At 74.2% G+C, this 21,500-nt stretch carries 17 protein-coding genes; 13 read left to right on the top strand and 4 right to left on the bottom strand.

Going from position 1 to position 21,500, the window contains the following annotated elements; translation table 11 throughout:
* Positions 1–84: 84 nt before the first annotated feature.
* The 9 genes from rimP to OG295_RS08970 all read left to right on the top strand — a co-directional run bounded on the left by rimP (position 85) and on the right by OG295_RS08970 (position 12,532).
* Positions 85–597 carry a ribosome maturation factor RimP gene (gene rimP, locus OG295_RS09010; protein ID WP_266842692.1) on the top strand — a complete coding sequence of 171 codons (513 nt, stop codon included), beginning with the start codon at positions 85–87 and terminating at the stop codon, positions 595–597.
* 2 nt (positions 598–599) lie between these two features.
* Positions 600–1,670, top strand: a complete 1,071-nt coding sequence (nusA, locus tag OG295_RS09005) for a transcription termination factor NusA (protein WP_371676413.1) — start codon at positions 600–602, stop codon at positions 1,668–1,670.
* A gap of 144 nt (positions 1,671–1,814) precedes the next feature.
* A complete protein-coding gene (locus tag OG295_RS09000; RefSeq protein ID WP_371676412.1) occupies positions 1,815–2,102 on the top strand; it encodes a YlxR family protein in 288 nt (95 codons plus the stop codon).
* 148 nt (positions 2,103–2,250) lie between these two features.
* Complete coding sequence (gene infB / locus OG295_RS08995) at positions 2,251–5,355, top strand: translation initiation factor IF-2 (RefSeq protein WP_371676411.1); 3,105 nt, start codon at positions 2,251–2,253, stop codon at positions 5,353–5,355.
* A 188-nt stretch (positions 5,356–5,543) separates the two neighbouring features.
* Positions 5,544–5,837 (top strand): DUF503 domain-containing protein, encoded by a 294-nt coding sequence (locus OG295_RS08990; RefSeq protein ID WP_030227569.1) that lies wholly within the window; start codon positions 5,544–5,546, stop codon positions 5,835–5,837.
* A 33-nt stretch (positions 5,838–5,870) separates the two neighbouring features.
* Positions 5,871–6,323, top strand: a complete 453-nt coding sequence (rbfA, locus tag OG295_RS08985) for a 30S ribosome-binding factor RbfA (protein ID WP_266842698.1) — start codon at positions 5,871–5,873, stop codon at positions 6,321–6,323.
* The gene (gene truB / locus OG295_RS08980; protein ID WP_371676410.1) at positions 6,320–7,228 is read left to right on the top strand and encodes a tRNA pseudouridine(55) synthase TruB; all 909 of its coding nucleotides are present in this window, start codon (positions 6,320–6,322) and stop codon (positions 7,226–7,228) included. Before rbfA ends, truB begins: the two co-directional genes overlap by 4 nt.
* A gap of 260 nt (positions 7,229–7,488) precedes the next feature.
* A complete protein-coding gene (locus OG295_RS08975) occupies positions 7,489–11,463 on the top strand; it encodes a trypsin-like peptidase domain-containing protein (protein ID WP_371676409.1) in 3,975 nt (1,324 codons plus the stop codon).
* A 112-nt stretch (positions 11,464–11,575) separates the two neighbouring features.
* Positions 11,576–12,532, top strand: coding sequence for a bifunctional riboflavin kinase/FAD synthetase (locus OG295_RS08970; protein ID WP_266842703.1), 957 nt, complete (start codon positions 11,576–11,578; stop codon positions 12,530–12,532).
* Positions 12,533–12,609: 77 nt separating this feature from the next.
* Here OG295_RS08970 and OG295_RS08965 read toward each other — a convergent pair whose 3' ends face one another.
* The 3 genes from OG295_RS08965 to eccE all read right to left on the bottom strand — a co-directional run bounded on the left by OG295_RS08965 (position 12,610) and on the right by eccE (position 17,155).
* Positions 12,610–14,997 (bottom strand): SCO5717 family growth-regulating ATPase, encoded by a 2,388-nt coding sequence (locus OG295_RS08965; protein ID WP_371676408.1) that lies wholly within the window; start codon positions 14,995–14,997, stop codon positions 12,610–12,612.
* 164 nt (positions 14,998–15,161) lie between these two features.
* The gene (locus OG295_RS08960) at positions 15,162–15,884 is read right to left on the bottom strand and encodes a hypothetical protein (protein ID WP_371676407.1); all 723 of its coding nucleotides are present in this window, start codon (positions 15,882–15,884) and stop codon (positions 15,162–15,164) included.
* Positions 15,881–17,155, bottom strand: coding sequence for a type VII secretion protein EccE (eccE, locus tag OG295_RS08955; protein ID WP_371676406.1), 1,275 nt, complete (start codon positions 17,153–17,155; stop codon positions 15,881–15,883). Before eccE ends, OG295_RS08960 begins: the two co-directional genes overlap by 4 nt.
* Before the next feature lie 254 nt (positions 17,156–17,409).
* On the opposite strand from eccE, the gene eccB reads away from it, so the two are divergent.
* The 4 genes from eccB to OG295_RS08935 all read left to right on the top strand — a co-directional run bounded on the left by eccB (position 17,410) and on the right by OG295_RS08935 (position 21,146).
* Entirely contained in the window at positions 17,410–18,990 is a 1,581-nt protein-coding gene (gene eccB, locus OG295_RS08950) for a type VII secretion protein EccB (RefSeq protein WP_371676405.1), read from the top strand.
* The gene (gene mycP / locus OG295_RS08945) at positions 18,987–20,246 is read left to right on the top strand and encodes a type VII secretion-associated serine protease mycosin (RefSeq protein WP_371676404.1); all 1,260 of its coding nucleotides are present in this window, start codon (positions 18,987–18,989) and stop codon (positions 20,244–20,246) included. Before eccB ends, mycP begins: the two co-directional genes overlap by 4 nt.
* Positions 20,247–20,459: 213 nt before the next feature.
* Positions 20,460–20,795 (top strand): WXG100 family type VII secretion target, encoded by a 336-nt coding sequence (locus OG295_RS08940; RefSeq protein WP_030227588.1) that lies wholly within the window; start codon positions 20,460–20,462, stop codon positions 20,793–20,795.
* A 42-nt stretch (positions 20,796–20,837) separates the two neighbouring features.
* Positions 20,838–21,146, top strand: a complete 309-nt coding sequence (locus OG295_RS08935) for a WXG100 family type VII secretion target (RefSeq protein ID WP_371676403.1) — start codon at positions 20,838–20,840, stop codon at positions 21,144–21,146.
* A gap of 84 nt (positions 21,147–21,230) precedes the next feature.
* On the opposite strand, the gene OG295_RS08930 is transcribed toward OG295_RS08935, so the two are convergent.
* A complete protein-coding gene (locus tag OG295_RS08930; RefSeq protein WP_266842718.1) occupies positions 21,231–21,464 on the bottom strand; it encodes a DUF397 domain-containing protein in 234 nt (77 codons plus the stop codon).
* Positions 21,465–21,500 lie beyond the last annotated feature (36 nt).

The following is a 21,500-nucleotide window of genomic DNA, read 5'->3' as shown; positions in this document are numbered from 1 at the left end:
GGCAACACCCTCCGCGACCGGATACCCTTTGACCTGACACGCGACGAAAACCACAACAGCACACGCGGCCGAGGAGTCACCCGGATGAGCACCACCCAGAGCGACAGGCTGCGCGGATTGCTGGAGCCGCTCGTCACCGCCAAGGGACTGGACCTCGAAGAGATCGAGCTGTCCAAGGCGGGCAAGCGCCGCATGCTGCGGATCGTCGTGGACTCCGATGAGGGCGTGGAGCTGGACGCCTGTGCCGAGCTGAGCCGTGAGGTCTCCGACCTGCTCGACGCCTCCGATGTGATGGGTGAGGACGAGTACGTCCTCGAAGTCAGTTCCCCGGGTGCGGACCGGCCGCTCAGCGAGCACCGTCACTACGTTCGGGCGACCGGTCGTCTCGTGAAGTTTCAGCTGTCCGCCGACGGTGAAAAGGGTGCCGGGGAACTGGTCGCCCGCATCCTCGGCGTCGACGACGAGGGCCTGGACCTCGAAGTACCGGGTGTGAAGGGCCGCAAGGCGACCACCCGCCGCATCGCGTTCACCGACATCGCCAAGGCGCGTGTCGAGATCGAGTTCAACCGCAAGGACAAGAAGGAAGAGGAGGCGTAGCCGTGGACATCGACATGAGTGCCCTGCGGGGTCTGGTCCGGGAGAAGGAGATCTCCTTCGACCTGCTCGTCGAGGCGATCGAGTCGGCCCTCCTCATCGCGTACCACCGCACCGAGGGCAGCTTCCGGCGTGCCCGCGTCGTGCTCGACCGCACCAACGGTCACGTGGTCGTGTGGGCGACGGAGGACCCGAGGGACCTCGAAGAGGGCCAGGAGCCCAAGGAGTTCGACGACACCCCGTCGGACTTCGGGCGGATCGCCGCGACGACCGCCAAGCAGGTGATCCTCCAGCGTCTGCGCGACGCCGAGGACGACCTGACCTTCGGCGAGTTCGCCGGCCGCGAGGGCGACGTCATCACCGGCGTCGTCCAGCAGGGCAAGGACCCCAAGAACGTCCTGGTCGACATCGGCAAGCTGGAGGCCATTCTGCCGGTGCAGGAGCAGGTCCCGGGTGAGGAGTACACGCACGGGCTCCGTCTGAAGACGTACGTCGTGCGCGTGGCGAAGGGTGTCCGCGGGCCTTCCGTGACCCTGTCGCGCACCCACCCCAACCTGGTGAAGAAGCTGTTCTCGCTGGAGGTCCCCGAGATCGCCGACGGCAGCGTCGAGATCTCCGCGATCGCCCGCGAGGCCGGCCACCGCACCAAGATCGCCGTCCGGTCCACCCGTTCGGGCCTGAACCCGAAGGGCGCCTGCATCGGCCCGATGGGCAGCCGCGTGCGCAACGTGATGGCCGAGCTGCACGGCGAGAAGATCGACATCGTCGACTGGTCGGACGACCCGGCGGAGATGGTCGCGAACGCCCTGTCACCCGCTCGGGTGAGCAAGGTCGAGGTCGTCGACTGGGACTCGCGTTCCGCCCGGGTGACCGTGCCCGACTACCAGCTGTCGCTCGCCATCGGCAAGGAGGGCCAGAACGCCCGCCTCGCCGCGCGGCTCACCGGCTGGCGCATCGACATCCGCCCGGACACCGAGGAGACCCCGGACCGGGACAGCGAGGGTGACGGCGGCCGAGGCCAGGACCGGACCCAGGACCGCGGTCACGACCGTGGCCAGGGCCGGGGCCGGGAATAAACCAGTACCGGCCGGAGGTTTCCGGCCGGTAGACAGGGACACGGAGCGCGGCCCGCAAGTGGAAGCCCGCTCGTGGATCACAACAACGTCCGTTCGATTTTTCACCTGAAGGGGTGAGGTCGGTGCGGGGAGGTAGACTTAGGCGTGTCTGGCCGGACGCAAGCCCGCGCATGCCCCGAACGCACCTGTGTGGGGTGTCGGGTGCGAGCGGCCAAGAGCGATCTGCTGCGCATCGTGGCGGTCGGGGACGAATGCGTCCCCGATCCACGCGGTACGCTGCCCGGCCGGGGTGCCTACGTGCACCCTGCCGCGGTCTGCCTCGACCAGGCGGTCCGCCGCAGAGCGTTCCCCCGGGCCCTACGGTCCGCAGGAGCGCTCGACACGGCGGCACTGCGCACAGCCCTGGCCGTCGAGGCCGAGGCGACACCGTAAGAAGAAGTACGGCACGGACATCCCGTGCGGTCAGGTACCTCGCGAGTTGGAAGTAGGTCGAGATTGCGATGAGCACTCGATGAGTACGCGATGAGTACGCCCATGAAGTAGCGACGGTCCGGCGTAACCCGGACCTAAAAGGAGCGAAGTGGCTAAGGTCCGGGTATACGAACTCGCCAAGGAGTTCGGGGTGGAGAGCAAGGTCGTCATGGCCAAGCTCCAAGAACTCGGTGAATTCGTCCGTTCGGCGTCCTCGACGATCGAGGCGCCGGTTGTACGCAAGTTGACTGACGCACTGCAGGGGCCCGGCGGCAACGCCGGCAAGTCCGCTGCGAAGCCCGGCGCGCCCCGCAAGGCCGCGCCCGCCAAGCCCGCGGCGCCCTCCCCGGCCGCCGCGGCACGTCCCGCTGCCCCGAAGCCCGGTGCGCCGGTGGCCCCCAAGCCGCCCGTCGCCGAGGCCCCGGCCGTCAGCGCCCCGGTGACTCCGGCCGCCCCCGGCCCGCGTCCCGGTCCCAAGGCTCCGGCCGCCCCGAAGCCCGCTCCGGCGGCTCCCGTGGCGACCGAGTTCTCCGCGCCTCCGGCGGCCCCGGCCGCCCCGGCGCGCACCGAGCGTCCCGCCGCGGCCCCCGGCCCCCGTCCGGCGCAGCAGCGTCCGGCGCAGGGTCAGGGCGGTGCCCGTCCCGGCGCCCCGCGTCCGGCCGGCGCCACGCCCGGTGCCCAGGCCCCGCGCCCCGGTGGCGCTCAGGCCCCGCGTCCCCAGGGCGCCCGTCCGGCCGGTCCCCGTCCGGGCAACAACCCCTTCACCTCCGGTGGCTCCACCGGCATGGCGCGCCCGCAGGCGCCCCGTCCGGCCGGTGCTCCGCGTCCCGGTGCCCCCGGCGCCGGTGGCGGCCAGGGTGCTCCGCGTCCGCAGGGCGGCCCCGGTGGCGCTCCGCGTCCGCAGGGTCCCGGCGGCGCCCGTCCGACCCCGGGCGGCATGCCCCGTCCGCAGGGCGGCGCCCCGCGTCCCGGTGGTGCTCCCGGCGGTAACCGTCCGAACCCGGGCATGATGCCGCAGCGTCCCGCTGCCGGTGGTCCCGGTCCCCGTCCCGGTGGCGGCCCCGGTGGCCGTGGTCCCGGTGCGGGCGGTCCCCGTCCCGGTGGCGCCGGTCGTCCCGGCGGCGGCTTCGCCGGTCGTCCGGCCGGTCCGGGCTCGCGTCCGGCGGGCGGCGGCTTCGGCGGCCCGCGTCCGGGTGGCGGCGGCTTCGGCGGCGGTCCGGCCGGTGCCGGTGGCGGCGGTCGTCCCGGCTTCGGCGGGCGTCCCGGTGGTCCCGGTGCCCGTGGTGGCACGCAGGGTGCCTTCGGCCGTCCCGGCGGTCCGGCCCGTCGTGGCCGCAAGTCCAAGCGTCAGAGGCGCCAGGAGTACGAGGCCATGCAGGCCCCGTCGGTCGGCGGCGTGATGCTGCCCCGCGGCAACGGCGAGACCGTTCGCCTGTCGCGCGGTGCGTCCCTCACCGACTTCGCGGAGAAGATCAACGCCAACCCGGCGTCGCTCGTCGCCGTGATGATGAACCTCGGCGAGATGGTCACGGCCACGCAGTCCGTCTCCGACGAGACCCTCGAAATGCTGGCCGGCGAGATGAACTACCAGGTTCAGATCGTCAGCCCGGAGGAAGAGGACCGCGAGCTCCTCGAGGGCTTCGACATCGAGTTCGGCGAGGACGAGGGCGGCGAGGAATACCTCATGCCGCGTCCGCCGGTCGTCACCGTCATGGGTCACGTCGACCACGGTAAGACCCGCCTGCTCGACGCCATCCGCAAGACGAACGTCGTCGCGGGCGAGGCCGGCGGCATCACCCAGGGCATCGGTGCCTACCAGGTGGGCACCGAGGTCAACGGCGAAGACCGCAAGATCACCTTCATCGACACCCCGGGTCACGAGGCGTTCACCGCCATGCGTGCCCGTGGTGCGAAGTCGACCGACATCGCGATCCTCGTGGTCGCGGCCAACGACGGCGTCATGCCGCAGACGATCGAGGCGCTCAACCACGCCAAGGCCGCCGGCGTCCCGATCGTCGTCGCGGTCAACAAGATCGACGTCGAGGGTGCCGACCCGGTCAAGGTGCGCGGTCAGCTCACCGAGTTCGGTCTGGTCGCCGAGGAGTACGGCGGCGACACGATGTTCGTCGACATCTCCGCCAAGCAGGGTCTGCACATCGACTCCCTGCTGGAGGCCGTCGTCCTCACCGCCGACGCCTCGCTCGACCTGCGCGCCAACCCCGAGCAGGACGCTCAGGGTATTGCGATCGAGTCCCACCTCGACCGTGGCCGCGGTGCCGTCGCCACCGTCCTCGTCCAGCGCGGTACCCTCCGCGTCGGCGACACGATGGTCGTGGGCGACGCCTACGGCCGTGTGCGCGCCATGCTCGACGACAAGGGCAACAACATCGAGGAAGCGGGTCCCTCGACCCCCGTCCTGGTCCTGGGTCTCACCAACGTCCCCGGCGCCGGCGACAACTTCCTCGTCGTCGACGAGGACCGCACCGCCCGTCAGATCGCCGAGAAGCGTGCTGCGCGTGAGCGCAACGCCAACTTCGCCAAGCGCGTCCGCCGGGTGTCCCTGGAAGACCTCGACTCGGTCCTCAAGGCCGGTCTGGTCCAGGAACTCAACCTCATCATCAAGGGCGACTCGTCCGGTGCGGTGGAGGCCCTGGAGTCCTCGCTGCTCCAGCTCGACGTCGGCGAAGAGGTCGACATCCGCGTCCTGCACCGCGGTGTGGGTGCGGTCACCGAGTCGGACATCTCGCTGGCGATGGGCTCCGACGCCATCGTCATCGGCTACAACGTCCGTGCCGTGGGCCGTGCCGCGCAGATGGCGGACCGCGAGGGCGTCGACGTCCGCTACTACTCGGTGATCTACCAGGCCATCGAGGAGATCGAGGCGGCCCTGAAGGGTCTGCTCAAGCCGGAGTACGAAGAGGTCGAGCTCGGTACGGCGGAGGTCCGCGAGATCTTCCGCTCGTCCAAGCTGGGCAACATCGCGGGTGTCCTCATCCGTTCCGGCGAGGTCAAGCGCAACACCAAGGCGCGGCTCCTGCGCGATGGCAAGGTCATCGCCGAGAACCTCACCATCTCCGGTCTGCGCCGCTTCAAGGACGACGTCACCGAGATCCGCGAGGGCTTCGAGGGTGGTATCAACCTCGGTTCCTTCAACGACATCAAGATCGACGACGTCATCGCGACGTACGAGATGCGCGAGAAGCCCCGCGCGTAAGCGCGAGGCGGTTCGCACCGTGTCGTAGTCAGCTGTAACACCGGGGCCGGTCGGCGGAATATCCGTCGATCGGCCCCGGCCGTTGCGTGTACGGTTCTGGTGACCGGCCGCTCGCGCGACCGGGAGATCCCTCCGGGCGACGGCCCGGCGGGCCACCTAACCCGCACCGGCGGGACATCCGGAACTGCATGTACGTGGGGACTCTGTCCTTCGATCTGCTCCTCGGCGACGTTCACTCGCTGAAGGAGAAACGCTCCGTCGTCCGGCCCATCGTCGCCGAGCTCCAACGCAAGTTCTCCGTGAGCGCGGCCGAGGTGGGCGACCAGGACCTGCACCGCAGGGCCCGCATAGGGGTCGCCCTGGTGAGTGGGGACGCGGGGTTCGTATCGGACGTGCTCGACCGCTGTGAGCGGCTGGTCGCGGCGCGTCCGGAAGTGGAGCTGCTGTCCGTGAGGCGGCGGTTCCACGGTGATGAAGACTGATTGCTTGTCTGCAAGGAAGAAGGAGACGGACCAGTGGCCGACAATGCGCGGGCGAAGAAGCTGGCGGACCTCATCCGGGAGGTGGTGGCCGAGAAGCTGCTGCGCGGTGTCAAGGACCCCCGCCTCGGTACGCACGTGACCATCACGGACACCCGGGTCACCGGCGATCTGCGGGAGGCCACGGTCTTCTACACGGTCTACGGTGACGACGAGGACCGGGCCAGCGCGGCCGCGGGCCTCGAAAGCGCCAAGGGCGTACTGCGCTCCGCGGTCGGCCGGGCGGCGGGAACCAAGTTCACGCCCACCCTGACCTTCGTCGCGGACGCCCTCCCGGAGAACGCCAAGACCATCGAGGACCTCCTCGACAAGGCACGCTCCTCCGACGCCCAGGTGCGGGAGGTCTCCTCCGGCGCCCAGTACGCCGGCGAAGCCGACCCGTACAAGAAGCCGGGCGACGAGGACGACGAGGACGCAGCCGCGGAATGAGCACCGACGCAGGGAAGACTCCGGACGGCCTTGTCATCGTCGACAAGCCGTCCGGCTTCACTTCGCACGACGTGGTCGCCAAGATGCGCGGGATCGCCAAGACCCGCCGCGTCGGCCACGCAGGCACCCTCGACCCGATGGCGACGGGCGTCCTCGTCCTCGGCGTGGAGAAGGCCACCAAGCTCCTCGGCCACCTCGCCCTGACCGAGAAGGAGTACCTCGGGACCATCCGTCTCGGGCAGTACACCCTCACGGACGACGCCGAGGGCGAGATCACGTCGTCCGCCGATGCCTCCGGGGTGACCCGCGAGGCGGTGGACGCGGGCATCGCCAAGCTGACCGGCGACATCATGCAGGTCCCGTCGAAGGTCAGCGCCATCAAGATCAAGGGCGTGCGCTCCTACAAGCGCGCCCGCGACGGCGAGGACTTCGAGATCCCGGCCCGCCCGGTGACCATCTCGTCGTTCCAGGTGTACGACATGCGGGAGGCGGAGGCCGAGGACGGCACCAAGGTCGTCGACCTCGTCGTCTCCGTGGTCTGCTCCAGCGGTACGTACATCCGCGCCCTCGCCCGCGACCTGGGCGCCGACCTCGGCGTGGGCGGCCACCTCACGGCGCTCCGGCGCACGCGGGTGGGCCCGTACAAGCTCGACCGCGCGCGGACTCTGGACCAGCTCCAGGAGGAGCTGACCGTGATGCCGATCGGCGAGGCGGCCGCCGCCGCCTTCCCGCGCTGGGACCTGGACGCCCGGAGGGCCTCGCTGCTCGCCAACGGGGTCCGGATCGACATGCCGGACGAGTACGCGGACGGCCGGACGGTCGCCGTCTACGGGCCCAAGGGGCAACTGCTCGGGCTCGTGGAGAGCAAGAACGGCAAGGCGAAGTCCCTCGCGGTCTTCGTCTGACCCGGTCCTGCGACCGGCTTGCGCGCCGCCGGCGCGTTGACGTGGAGCGGTGAGCGCACACGGACTGCCGCTCACCGCTCCACGACCCCCCTCGGGTAGGTCTCTATCCACCCGGAGGCCCGTATTCACCCGTCCGAGCGGGCGCTCGGAGTGAATGCGGGGAGCGTTGGGGGGCGCTTTCGCCCCGCGTGCTTTTCGTGCTGATCTTCACTTGCCTACCGTCGTGACCAGGGGTCCCGCGGCAGGGGAGTGGTACGGCGATGACGGACGAGGTCACCGGCGGTGCGAGGGGTTGTGGGGCCGAGCCCCGGACGGACTCCGGCACGGACTTCGGCGCGGGCTTCGGCTCGCGGCCGGGGACGGGCGTCGCCACGGACGTCCCCGGGGACGCCTCCGGGGACGTCCTCGCGGACGGCGACGGCGACGGAGACGGCGACGGAGACCGCGACGGGGCGGGAACGGGGACCGGTGGCGCCGTGCGGCTCGTGCTGGTCTGCGACGAGGCCGGGCGACCGCGCGGCAGCGGCTTCGTGGCCGACGACCGCGGCACGGTGATCACCAGCCACGCGGCCGTCGACGGACCGGCCCGGCTGGTGCTGCACGGCCCGGGGGACCGGAGCTGGCCCGCCGGCCCGCAGGACGTGACCGCCCTGCCGGACCTCGGGCTGGCCCTCGTGCGGACCGACGGGCTGGGGCTGCGCCCGCTGCCGGTCGCGATGCGCGAGGTGATCCCTCCGGGGACGTACGTACGCCTCCCCGCGCGGGGCTGGCGCCAGGCGCGGGTGCTCGCGGCCGGTGCGGAGGTCACCTACACCGCGGCCGGCCGCGCCCACCTCCTGCCCGCCACCGTCGAGTTGGCGATCGGCACGGACGGCCGGGACGCCCTCACGCGGGGCGCGGAGACCTGCGGGGGGCCGGTCCTCGACGCGGAAACCGGAGCGGTCCTCGCGGTCCTCGGCACCGCTCTCGGCACGGAGCACCGCTCCGGAAGCTTCGCGGTCCCCCTGCGCGCCTGCGCCGCCGCGGCTCCCGACGGCCCCCTCGCGGCCCTGCTGGAACGCAACTCCGCCACCGTGCCGGGGTACGGGGCCGACCTCAACCTCGCCGGCGTGCTGGAGCTGACCGCGATCACCCTCGGCTCGGCCTTTCCCCCGGCCCCCGGATCCGCGCCCGGATCCACCCCCGGCGCCCTGCCGGACCCGGTGGCACGTCCCGCGGTCGCCGCCGGGCTGGCCGCCTTCACCACCGGGGACCGCCAGGTCCTGGGTCTGGTCGGCGCCCCCGGCACCGGCCGCACCACCGCCCTCGCCGCCCTCGCCGCCGACCGCGCGCGCGGCCCCCTCCCCGCGCCGACGCTGTGGCTGCGCGGGGCCGACCTGCGGGGCGGGGACGCCTCCCTGGCCGACGCCGTGACACGGGCCCTCGAAGCCGCCGGCCGGATCGTCACCGCCGGCGGGGCGGGGCCCGTACCGCCGGGGACGGCCGAGCGGGTGGCCGGGCTGGCGACGGACGCCGGGCGGGCGCTGCTGGTCGTGCTGGACGCCCCCGAGGAGATGCCGCCGCAGCTCGCGCACCGCCTCGCGCCGTGGACCGGAGCCACCGCCGGGTGGCTGGGCGGGACCGGGGCCAGGCTGGTGGTCGCCGCCCGGCCCGAATACTGGGAGCGGGCGGGGGAGCTGTACCCGCCGGGGATGCTGCACGTCCCGGACCGGGCGGCCCGGCGGCTGCCGCCCGCGCTCCCGGTCGGGGACCTGACCCCGGACGAGGCGCGGACGGCGCGCGCCCGCCTGGGGATCCCGGACGACGCCGTGCGGGAGGCCTGCGCCCGGCACCCCCTCACCCTGAGCCTGCTCGCCGGGATCCGGGCCGCCGGGGTCACGGCGGGCCGCCCGGGGCGCGACGAGGTGTTCGCGGCGCACCTGGACCTGGTGGCCCTGCGCGTGGCTGTCCGGATCGCCGTCGCCGACACCGCCCCGGCGTGGGGCCCCGGAGGCGCGAAGCCCCCGGGCACACCCCCCGCGGGCCCGCGGGCGGGCACCCGTACCGCGGGAGCCGCGGATACCGGAGGCGCACCGGCCGGGGCCGCGCGGACCGCGGGGGACGCGCGCCCCGGCGGCCCGGACCCGGAGGCGGCCGGTGGCGCCCGGGTTGCCGGGGAGCGGATCCGCCGGAGCCCGGCCCCGGACGGCGGGATCCCGCGACCGCGGAGCGCCGGGTCGCCCGGTCCGTGGACGGGAGCCGGTGACGGCCGCGGACCCGCCCGGGAGGAGACGTGGCGCCCCGGGGACCGGAGCGCCGGGGCGGGGGCGGGCCGGGGCTCCGCCGGGCCGGGTGAGAGCCGTACCGGGACCGGGGGCGGCGGAGCGGGCCGGGGGGTGGTGTACGGGCCCGGGGTGCGGCGGCTCGCCGCGCGGGTGGCCGGGCGGGTGCACGAGGCCGCCCGGCGCTGCCTCGGCCCCGGGCAGGGCCAGCTGGACCGGGCCTCCTTCGAGGAACTGTTCCCCTGGCGCACCGGCTGGGCCTCCGCCGTCCTCACCGAGGGCCTGCTCGTCCCCGCCGGCCCCGGCTACCGCTTCGCGCACGAGGAGCTCTCCGACTGGCTCCAGGCGGCCCACCTCGACGTCCCCACCGCCCTCGACACCCTCGTCCACCACGGCCCCGCCACCCCCGGCCCGCCCGTGCCCCGCCACCGCATCGGTCCCGTCCTGGAGGCCCTGCGGCGGCTCCCGCCCGCCGAGACCCGGGGTGTGCTGGCCCGCCTGGTAGGCGCCCTCAACGCCTTCACGGAACAGCCGGCGGAGCCGGACGGCCCCGTCCACCCCGACCGCCTCTGGTGGGCCGCCCGACTGCTGCGCGGCACCCTGCTCGCCGCCCCCGACGCCGCCGCCCACCTCCCCGTCCTGCACGCCCTCGCCGAGCACGTCGCCCGGGCGGGTCCCGGGGAGTTCGGCGGCTGGTTCTGGAACCGGCTCCGGCTGCCCGAGTCCGACCGGCTCGACCTGCTGCGCCGCCTGCTGCCCTCCGACCACCACTACCTGGACGCCGCCGCCCGCCGCCTCGTCCGCGCCCCGCAGCTCGTCCTGCCCCTGGTCTGCGCCTGGTTCACCGACGAACGCCGCCTGCGCGGCCGCCCCGGAGCCACCGTCGCCACCGCCGCCCAGGCCCTCCTGCACACCCACCGGGCCCTGGCCGTCGACGACCTCACCGAGGCCCTCGTCGGCGCCGGACACCCCCGCGCCGACGAACTGCTCGCCGTGCTCGCCGAGGACGAGCCCTCCGCCATGTCCCGCGCCGTCGACCGCTGGGCACACGACGAGCGCCCCGGCCGCCGCGTGGCCGCGGCCGCGTACGGCCTCGCCACCGCCCCCCACGTGCGCAGCACCGCGGACCGCGAGCCGCTGCGCCACGCCGCCCAGGCGCTGCTCGCCCGCCCCGGCGACGCCCCCCTGCACGGCAGCGCCCTCGCCGTGCTGCTGCGCGACCCCCAGGTACGGGCCCGCTACCTGCCCGACGCCCTCGACTGCTTCCGCGACCCCGGGAGCGGTGCCCGGCTGCCCGCCTCCGCGCTGGTCGCCGCCCTGCCCGTACTGCCCGACCCGGACGCCGTGTTCGCCGCCCTGCGGGCCCGCGCCGACGGCGAGGTGCTGCGCGCGCTGGCCGGGCTGACCACTCCGGGGCTGGCCCGGCGCGCGGGCGACCTCGTACGGGAGCACCTGGCCGGCCACCCCGAGGACGCCCCGCACGCCGCCGCGTTCGTCGACCGGCGCCTGGAACAGGGCCCGGCCGCCGAACCCGTGCTGCGCGCCCTCGTCCTGGACCTGCTGCGCACGGCCCCGTCGCCGGTACGGTCCGAGCTGGCCCGGGTGCTGGCCGCGCCGGGCGGGGAGCCCTCCCGGACGCTGCGCGGCGAGCTGGCCGACGTACTGCTGCGCGAGGAGGCCGATCCGTCGGTCCTGGGGGCCTTCCTGGAGGCCCTCGCCGCCGCTGCCTCCGTACGCCCCGAGGAGCGCACCCGGGAGCTGCTCCGGCGGACCGGCCGCCGGCTGCTGCGGGCCCCCGGCGGGCCCGTCGTCTTCGAGCACCGCACGGTGGAGCTGGCGCGCGCCGATCCGGCGTTCGGGGCACTGGTGGCACGCTGGCTCACGGACGCGGAGGCCGATGCCGCGGCCCTCCTCGGACCCGGTGCCCGGCGTACCGTGGAGACCCTCAGCAGGGCCGCCCCGGACGTCACATGAGGCGGGCCGGCCCTCAGCCGGACGCCGATGCGGGGCCCCGGCCACCGGCATGGCAGTCTTAGACCTGCAATCGGTACAGGGACTACACGGGTTCAGGCGAGGAGCGGTCACAGTGCAGCGCTGGCGTGGCTTGGAGGACATCCCCCAGGACTGGGGACGCAGCGTCGTCACCATCGGCTCCTACGACGGTGTGCACCGGGGACACCAGCTGATCATCGGGCAGGCCGTCGCGAAGGCGCGCGCCCTCGGCGTGCCCTCGGTGGTCGTCACCTTCAGCCCGCACCCCAGCGAGGTCGTCCGGCCGGGCAGCCACCCGCCGATCCTGGCCCCCTACGACCGCCGCGCCGAGCTGATGGCCGGTCTCGGGGTCGATGCACTGCTGATCCTGCCCTTCACGGCGGAGTTCTCGCAGCTGTCCCCGGCCGACTTCATCGTGAAGGTGCTGGTCGACAAGCTGCACGCGCGTGCCGTCATCGAGGGCCCGAACTTCCGCTTCGGCCACCGGGCCGCCGGGAACGTCGACTTCCTGACCGAGCTGGGCGCCACGTACGACTACGAGGTCGAGGTCGTGGACCTGGTGGAGCGCGGCGAGGCGGGCGGCGGGGTGCCGTTCTCGTCCACCCTCGCGCGCAGGCTCGTCGCCGAGGGGGACATGGACGGCGCCGCCGAGATCCTCGGCCGCCCGCACCGGGTCGAGGGCGTCGTGGTGCGCGGCGCGCAGCGCGGGCGCGAGCTCGGCTACCCGACGGCGAACGTCGAGACCCAGCCGCACACCGCGATCCCGGCCGACGGGGTGTACGCGGGCTGGCTGACGGCGGACGGCGAGCGGATGCCGGCGGCGATCTCGGTCGGCACGAACGTGCAGTTCGACGCCACGGAGCGGACCGTGGAGGCGTACGCGATCGACCGCGTGGGCCTGGACCTGTACGGGATGCACGTGTCCGTCGACTTCCTCGCGTACGTGCGGGGGATGGCGAAGTTCGAGTCGCTGGACGGGCTGCTGGAGGCGATCGCCGACGACGTGAAGCGGGCGCGGGTGCTGACGGAGGCGTACGACTCCGAGCGCTGACGCGCCGCGCGAGCCGAGAGGGCCCGTACCGTCCTGGGGACGGTACGGGCCCTCTCGCTCGTCTGCCGTGTTCCGGCTCAGCCGAGGCGCGGGTCGCGCGGGGGCTGGCCCGGGGGCTGCTGCCAGGGCTGGCCGGGCTGCGGGTAGGGCTGGCCGCCGTACGGGGGCTGCTGCGGTTGCTGGTACGGGCCCGCCGGCTGCGGAGCCGGAGCCTGCGGGGCTTGCTGGGGGTACGGCTGCTGGGGCTGCTGGGGCTGCTGGGCTTGCTGGGGTCCGCCCCAGTGCGCCTGCGCGCCCTGCTGCTGTGCGCGGACGAAGTCCTCGGCGACCAGCGCGGAGAGGGTGAAGTACGCCTCCCGGGTCTTGGGCCGCATCAGGTCCAGGTCCACCTCGGCGCCGGCCGCCAGGTGTTCGTCGAAGGGCACGACGACGACCCCGCGGCAGCGGGTCTCGAAGTGCTGCACGATGTCCTCGACCTTGATCATCTTGGCGGTCTCGCGGACCCCGGAGATGACGGTGATCGAGCGCGAGACCAGGTCGGCGTACCCGTGGGCGGACAGCCAGTCGAGGGTGGTGCTGGCGCTGCTCGCGCCGTCCACCGACGGGGTCGAGATGATGATCAGCTGATCGGCCAGGTCCAGGACCCCGCGCATGGCGGAGTAGAGGAGCCCGGTGCCCGAGTCGGTGAGGATGATCGGGTACTGGCGGCCGAGCGTCTCGATGACGCGGCGGTAGTCCTCGTCGTTGAAGGTCGTCGAGACCGCCGGGTCCACGTCGTTGGCGATGATCTCCAGGCCCGAGGGGGCCTGCGAGGTGAACCGCCGGATGTCCATGTACGAGTGCAGGTACGGGATCGCCTGGACCAGGTCGCGGATCGTCGCGCCGGTCTCGCGGCGGACACGGCGGCCGAGGGTGCCGGCGTCGGGGTTGGCGTCGATGGCCAGGATCTTGTCCTGGCGCTCGGTGGCGAGGGTCGCGCCGAGGGCGGTGGTGGTCGTGGTCTTGCCGACGCCGCCCTTGAGGCTGATGACGGCGATGCGGTAGCAGGACATCACCGGAGTGCGGATCAGTTCGAGCTTCCGCTGGCGGTCGGCCTCGGCGGCCTTGCCGCCGAAGCGGAAGCCGGAGCGGGTGGGCTTCGGCTTCTGCTTGGCGCGGATCAGGCGGTCGGAGGACAGCTCGACGGCGGCGGTGTAGCCCAGCGGCGCGCCGGGTCCCTGGCCGGGCTGCTGCTGGTACGGGCCCTGCGGAGGCTGCGGCTGCGGCGGTTGTGGCTGTGCGGCCTGCTGCTGGGGCCACGGGGCGGCGGGGGCCTGCGGTGTCGCCTGCGGCGGGAAGCCGTAGCCCTGCGGGGCCTGGGCCTGGGGCTGCTGCTGGCCGACGGGCGGGAACCCGTACCCCTGGGGCGGACCCGAGGACGGGAACGCGGGCGGCAGCGGAGGCAGTTCACCCCCGGGGCCGGGTCCCCCGAACGGAGTATCCGCGGGAGAGGGGGCGGTGGCGTACGGCCCCTGCGGGGTGTCCTGGGGCACCTTGACGCCCTCGGCGGGCGTGGCGGTCCGGGGCACCGCGGGGGCCTCCGGCAGTGCGGGCACGACGATGGGCTCCACCACCGGCACCCGGAACGGGGCGTCCGCCGCCCCTTCCCGGGGCTGGTCCGGGGCGGGCGCGTCGGCGTGGGCCGTGCCCTCGGAGGCCGAGGACGCGGCAGCGGCCGGAGACCCGGCGGGTCCCTCCGGGGGCGACGGCGGCGCGTCGGCAGCCGCCCGCGCCGGGGCGGCCGCGTCCCCCGCAGGGCCGGCGGGAGCCGGACTCCCCGCCTGTCCCGGGTGGGCGGGCGGGGCCTGACCGGGGAACGGCGCCGGGGTCTCCCCCTGCGCCGGGTAGGGGGCCGCAGCGGCACCCGGGAACGCCGGCACGGCGTCGGCGGGGGCGGGGTATGCGGCCGGACCCTGCGCCGGGAACGCGGGCAGCGCGTCGGCCGGGGCCGGGGCCTGGGCGGCGAACGGCGCCGCGCCATCGGCCAGGCCGGGGTAGGCGGGCGGAGCCGGCGCGTCGGCCGGGGCCGGGAAGGCAGCCGGACCCTGCGCCGGGAACGCGGGCGGAACCGCGTCCGCCGGGGCCGGGAACGCGGGCGCGCCCGAGTCCGCCTGCGCCGGGAACGCGGGCAGCGCCGCCTCGGCCGCCGACGGGGTGTCGGACGGGGTACGAGGGGCCGGCGGGGCGATCCGCATCGTCGGCGGGGAGACCACGTCCGACGGCCGGTGGGGTTCGAATCCGCTGCCCTCGGGCAGCCCCGGCAGCCCCGGAACCGGCGCGGCCGGCGCCGACGCGCCCTGCGTGTACCAGGCCGGCGGGGTGTAGTCGATGGTGAACTCGCCCGTCACATCGGGCTCCGCGTCGGACTGATCGTCCGTCGGGACGTCCCACGTCCCGCCGCGCCTCTCGTTCCGATCGCCGCTCACTGGTCCTCCTGGTCTGTCGAACACCGGTCGGGCGCCCAACTCGACGCCGCGCCCGTGCTCAGCCTAATCGCGCCCCGTGACCGCGAGGCCCCCGAGGTCGCGCCCCCGCACTCCTGCCTACAGGCCGCCCGCGCCCTGAGCAACCGTCATCGCGCACCACCGTCTCAGTCGATGCGCCGCGCCGGGCCCAGCAGGCCCGTCTCCGTATCCGTGCCCTGCGTCATCACGAACTTCCGGTCACGCGGCGTACACCACAGCGTCACCCCGTCCCCGAGGGTCGGCAGGGACTCCACCGCCGCCCGCGGCAGCCCCATCAGGGCGCCGATCCGCTCCGCCTCTTCGGGGGACACCCGCTGCACCCCCACCAGCGCGGAGTTCCGGCACAGCCGTGGAGCCGTCGGGCTCAGGTACGGCAGCAGGGTCAGCACCGACTGCCACGGCCCCGCCACCACCCGTCCGCGCGGCGGCCGCATCCCGCAGTCCCGGATCACCAGCACCGGGCTGCCCGCCGAGGCGCCCTGCGGCGGCACCCGGCCCACGTCGTGCAGGGTCACGCACTGCTGCCCGCCGCCGGCCGCCTGGGCCAGCCCGGACCACACCTGCCCGCGCCCGGTCTCCACCGCGACCCGGGCCCCGGTCGCCGCCGTCCGCAGGGCCAGCACCTGGGCCGTCCACAAGCCGCCGATCAGCGTGACCTCGTACGGCGTGGGCCGGTTCACGCCGAGCACCGCCGGGCGGCCCTCCGCGTCCACGCCGATGACGACCCCGTCGTCCCCGACGGGCAGCGCCAGCGCGTCCAGATCGCCCGCCGGGACCACGTGCCGCTCCCGGCGCGGCCCTATCAGCCCGAAACCGCCCCTGACCGCGTTCCTCGCCGAGCCCGTCACCGCGCGCCTCCCAACGGCAGCGAGGCCAGCAGCCCCGGCACCTGTTCCCGGTCCAGCCGGACCAGCCCCGTCCGCACGCCCCGCGCGGTCCGCTCCAGTTCCCGCCGGGCCGCGACGAGCTCCTCGTCGCTGCGCCCGGTCACCCGGACGTGCCCGGTCAGCGTCACGCCCTGCCGCTCGGCCGGGGCCATCGTCAGGCTGAAGTTCGTCGCCAGCGCGGGCAGCGAGGTCAGCAGGGCCACGAACTGCGGCAGCCCCGCCCCGGTACCGCCCAACTGCGGCCAGCGGGATATCCAGTACGTGGTGTGCCGCCGGTCGTCGCAGCGCCAGGCCCGCGGGGTCTCCTCCGTGCGCCGGCCCGAGCTCGCCGCACGTCCCGCCTGGGTGATCGCCATCGGGTTCGCGCAGGAGGAGGTCGCGAGCGCGCCCGTCAGCTCCTGCTCCGTCAGCACGGCCGCCCGGAACCCGGCCCCGGTCAGCCGGCTCGCCAGCTGGTCAGCGACCCGCACCAGACACCGCTGGGCCCCCGCCGGTCCGCCGCCGCGGGCGGCGACGGCCTCCGGGCACAGCTCGGGGTCGAGCTTGAGCGCGATCCACGTCAGCCGCACGGCCGGGGCGCCCGTCCGGGCTTGGAGCGGCGCGTAGTTGAGCGTGGCCATCGACCGGGCCGGCAGGTGCGGGGCCGGAGCGGGCTGCGTGTGCTGGACGAGCTGTGCCGACTCCAGCCGGATGCCGTCCACTTCGAGGACGTCCCGCACGGCGGACAGCGGGAGCGGTCGCGCCCCCCGGTCCGGCCGCAGCGCGGTGGCGTCCATGTCCACCTGGACCACCGCCGTCAGGAAGGTCCCGTCGCCGACCATGCCCACCGGCCGCCGGTCACGGTCACTGAAGGTCAGCGTCCGCAGGGCGGGATCGGCCTCGACCAGCGGGGCCAGCCCCGGCTCGGTCCCCGCGGGCACCGCGAGCGACGCGGCCCTGCGGCGCCGGGCCCGCAGCGCGAGCGCGCCGCCGATCCACTCGGGCAGGGACCGCTGGTGGCGGCGTACGACGGCCAGCAGCACCAGGACGAGGGCCAGGACGCCGGCGGGTACCAGCAGCAGCGGCTCCACCACCCACGCCACGAGCAGGACGGCCGCGGCCAGCTGGAGGAGTACGAGCTGTTGCAATCGGAACGGTCCGAACCGGCCCGGGCCCGACTTCGGATGCGGCGTCACCCCGCCCCGTGCGGGTGCGGGCGCGGCCGCCTGCGGCTCCGTCGCGGTGGCCCTCACTCGCGCACCTCCCCATCAAGGGGGCGGACCCGGCGCGTCCGGCACCGCGCGGCAGCGGCCGCCGGCTCCGGAACCTCCCCGATCCACCCCAACAAGCCCTGATTACCCCGGTACCGGAAGGCGCTGAGCGGAATTCCCAGCCTACCCGGCCCCTGCCGACCCTCCGTCAAGAGGCATAGTAGGTCCCCGGTCCGACAACCAAGGCCCGGGGAGCGGCCCCACCGGCCGGGCCGTGCGGGGAGAAGCAGGCGGTCATGGCATCACGACGTGATGAGCTCAACGCGTACACCTTCGCGAAGCGGCGCACGGTGGCCGCGTTCCTGCAGCCCTCGGCCACCGGCACCGAGGAGGGTGCGCCCAGGCCGCTGCGCGCCGTCGTGCCCGGGGTCGTGATCGGGGCGCTCGTGGTCGCGGGCTTCGGAGCCTGGGGCATGTTCAAACCGCAGGCGCCCAAGGGCTGGGACGAGCCCGGGGCCACCGTCATCGTCGGCAAGCAGTCGACGACCCGGTACGTGGTCCTCACCACCAAGGTCGGCGGCAAGGACCAGACCCGGCTGCACCCCGTGCTGAACCTGGCCTCCGCGCGGCTCCTCCTCGACCCGCAGAAGTTCAAGGTCGTCCAGGTCGAGGACAAGGTGCTCGACGCGGGCGAGCCCCCGCGCGGCCCCATCATCGGCATCCCCTACGCCCCCGACCGGCTCCCCGCGAAGCAGGACGCCGGCAAGGCCAAGCGCTGGGCCGTCTGCCAGCAGCCCGGCGGCAACGGCCGGGGCGTCCAGACGGCGGCGTTCGTGCTCGCCGACCGCGAGGCCGGACTGCTCGACGACGCCCGCCGCACCGCCGACGGGCAGGTGCTGTACGTGCAGAGCACCGGCGGGGCCAAGGAGCGCTTCCTCGTGGACGCGACGGGCACCAGGTACCGCTTCCCGGAGGGCAAGCCGGACTCCGCGACCCTCACCACCGCCCTGGTCGGCACCGGCGCCACCCCGCAGCCCGTCACCGAGGAGTGGCTCGCCACCCTCAACGCGGGCGACGACCTGGCCTTCCCGCAACTGCCCGGCACCCCGGGCGCGAACGCGGCGGTCCCGGGCCTGGGCGCGGCCGACGCCAGGGTCGGCATGGTGCTGACGGCCCAGACCGGCTCCGGTACGCAGCACTACGTGGTCCTGCCCGACCGGGTCGCCCCCGTCTCGGAGTTCGTGGCCTGGCTGCTGATCTCCTCGCCGGCCACCGACAGCCTCAACATGCACGGCAAGGCCCACGAGATCGACCTGCAGTCCCTGGGCCCCGACGCCACCCCCTTCAAGGACGAGGCCCGGTGGCCGCGCAAGCGCGGAAAGCAGGTCAACCGGGTCGCCGACACCCCCGGCGCCGCGCAGGGCGCCGAACGGCGCGACACCGTCTGCAACGTGCTGCGCTCGGTCGACGCGCAGGGCAACCAGACGCTGAGCACCTGGGCCGGGACCGGTTTCCCCGTCGACATCGCCGCGAGCGGCACCAGTTCCTACGTCACGCCCGGCACGGGCCTGCTCTACACCCAGCTCCAGGGCCGTCAGACCAGCGCCGGCGGATCGCTGTTCCTGGTCACCGACACCGGCCTGCGCTACGCCGTCCAGGCCAACGGCGACAGCGACGCCGCGCAGTCGAAGATCGGCGCGCCCGACCCGCAGGCCCCGGGCGGGGCCGGTGACGGCCGTCCCGAGGCCAGCCAGGCGCAGATCCGGCTCGGCTACGGCGGGGTCGTGCCCGCCATGGTGCCGATCGCCTGGTCGGAGTTCCTCTCCAAGGGACCCCGCCTCGACACCAACTCCGCCCGTCAGCCGCAGGGTTCATGAGGAGGCCGCCCGTGCCGCAGACGCCCCGCGCCGTGCTGGCGGGCACCGCGTTGGCCCTCGTGGCGGCGTACGGAGCCGGAGCCGGCGCCGCGCCCGGCGCCCGGTCCGCGCCGCCGGCCCCGGCCCCGTACGCCCTGAGGCTCGCCGGGGCGGGGGAGTGCACCTTCCCCATGAAGAAGCAGATCGCCGACCGGCCCTGGGCCCTGCAGCGGCTCATGCTGGACGCGCTGTGGGCGCGGACCAAGGGCAAGGGCGTCCGCGTCGCGGTCATCGACACCGGTGTGGACCGCGCCAACCCGCAGCTCTCCGGCGCCCTCGATCCCGGCGCCGGCCGGGACTTCCTCGACCCCAAGGGCGGCGACGGCACCAACGACACCGTCGGGCACGGCACCAAGGTCGCCGGCCTGATCGCGGCCCGTCCCCAGGACGGCACCGGCTTCGTCGGCCTGGCCCCCGAGGCGACCGTCATCCCCATCCGGCAGAACGACGGGCAGGGCAACGGCAACGCGGCCACCCTCGCCCAGGCCATCGACCACGCGGTGGCCAAGGGCGCCCAGGTCATCAACATCTCCCAGGACACCGACGCCCCGCTCACGCCCGACTCCGACCTGGGCAAGGCGGTCCAGCGGGCCCTGGACGCCAAGGCGGTGGTCGTCGCCTCGGCCGGCAACGACGGCCTGAACGGCCAGAAGCGCCGCACCTATCCCGCAGCCTTCCCCGGGGTCCTGGCCGTGGCCTCCTCCGACCGCAACAACGAGCGGGCCGCGTTCTCCCAGCCGGGCGACTTCATCGGCGTCGCCGCCCCGGGCGTCGACATGGTCTCCACCGTCCCCGGCTTCGGCCAGTGCATCGACAACGGCACCAGCTTCTCCGCCCCCTACGTCGCCGGGGTCGCGGCCCTGCTGCGCGCCGAGCACCCGCAGTGGACCCCGCAGGAGGTGGTCTGGCAGATCCAGAACACCGCCGAGCGCGCCGTCAACGGCCGTGACGACTACGTCGGATGGGGCGTGGTGGACCCGGTCCGCGCCGTCACCCAGGACCGCGACGCGCCCCGGGCACCCGTCCCGGACCCCGGCCCGCCCCCGGCGGCCGCGCCCCGGGCGGCCGCACTCGCCCTGTCGGAAACCGCCCATGAGCGCGAGGAGCGGATCGGCACGTACGCTCTCGGCGTCGGCGCCGTGCTCATCGCCGTCATCGCCGCCACGGCGACGGTCGTCCGCGAGGCCCGGGGCCGCCGCCGACGCCGTTTGCAGTGAACGGTAACGGTTCATCTACGGTGACGGGCCACCTGTGTTGGGCGTGGGACCCGAACTGACTAGAGTGACCGCAGGCTTCACGACTGTGATCGGGGGATTCGTGAAGCGGAGGGGGAAGTGCGGCGCGCGTGACTGGAATTCCGCGCCGCGAAGGTCCGCTCCGCCCTGCAATCCGCCGGTTCTGCCGGGGAATTGAGAAGTGAGGAGCTTCGGATGACGAACAACTTCGGTCTTGCGGACGATCCGGTCGTCAAGGCGGCCAACAAGATCTCCGAGACGGCCAACGCCGTGACCACGCAGTCCCGCGAGCTGGCCGACATCCTGGCCACCGTCAGCGCGGGCTGGACCGGTGTGGGTGCCGAGGGCTTCAAGAAGGCCCAGTCGGACCTCAACATCGACCACGACGAGATCCGCCGTCTGCTCGGCGTCCTGCACAACGCCGTCTCGCAGACGAAGAACCTGACCAACGCCCAGGACGACGAGGTGCGCGCCGCGTTCAACTCGATCGGCGGCGGCAGCGGCGGCCGTTCGGGCCTCGACGGCATCTGATTCCGGCGCCGTCCCCAGCAACCCACCGCGAAGGAGAAGATCATGTCCGGCACCGACGGCCACACCCGGGTACGGTACGAGAGCGTCCAGCAGATGGCGGACCGCATCCGCGTCGTCTCGAAGAACATCCTCAAGGACCTCGACGAGATGGAGGCGGCCGTGAAGGTCGTCACCGACACCTGGGACGGTGAGGCGCACCTGGAGTACGTCAACCTCCAGACGAAGTACCACCGCCGCGCGGACCACATGCAGCAGGAGCTCGAAAAGGTCGCCCGGATCATCGAGCAGGGCAAGGGCGACTACCGCGCCACCGACGTGAAGGCCTCGCGCCTGTTCACCGAGGCCTTCTGAGCCCCGTACCCATCCGGCACGGCGCCCGCGCGAAGGGGGCGCGCCCACCGCGGGCGCGCCCCCTTCGCGCATGCGCGACCGCCCTCAGGTGAGGTCGAACTCCCCGTCCCGGGCCCCCAGGACGAAGGCCTCCCACTCGGCCGCCGTGTACCGCAGCACCGTGTCGCGGTCCAGCGAGGACCGCATCGCCACCGCGCCCTCGGGCAGCCTGGCGATCTCGACCCGCTCCTCGTCTGGGCTGGTCCCGGGCGGGCCCTGCCACTCGACGCCGCTGATGTCGAGCGCGTACAGCTCGTCCTTCTCCTGCTGGGTGCCCATGTGCGGCCCTTCCCTCGGTGGTGCGGTGCTACCGCG

The sequence above is a fragment of the Streptomyces sp. NBC_01276 genome, assembly GCF_041435355.1.
GTDB lineage: Bacteria > Actinomycetota > Actinomycetes > Streptomycetales > Streptomycetaceae > Streptomyces.
The sequence above is the reverse complement of the archived record's forward strand: the minus strand, read 5'-3'. Positions and strand labels throughout refer to the sequence as shown.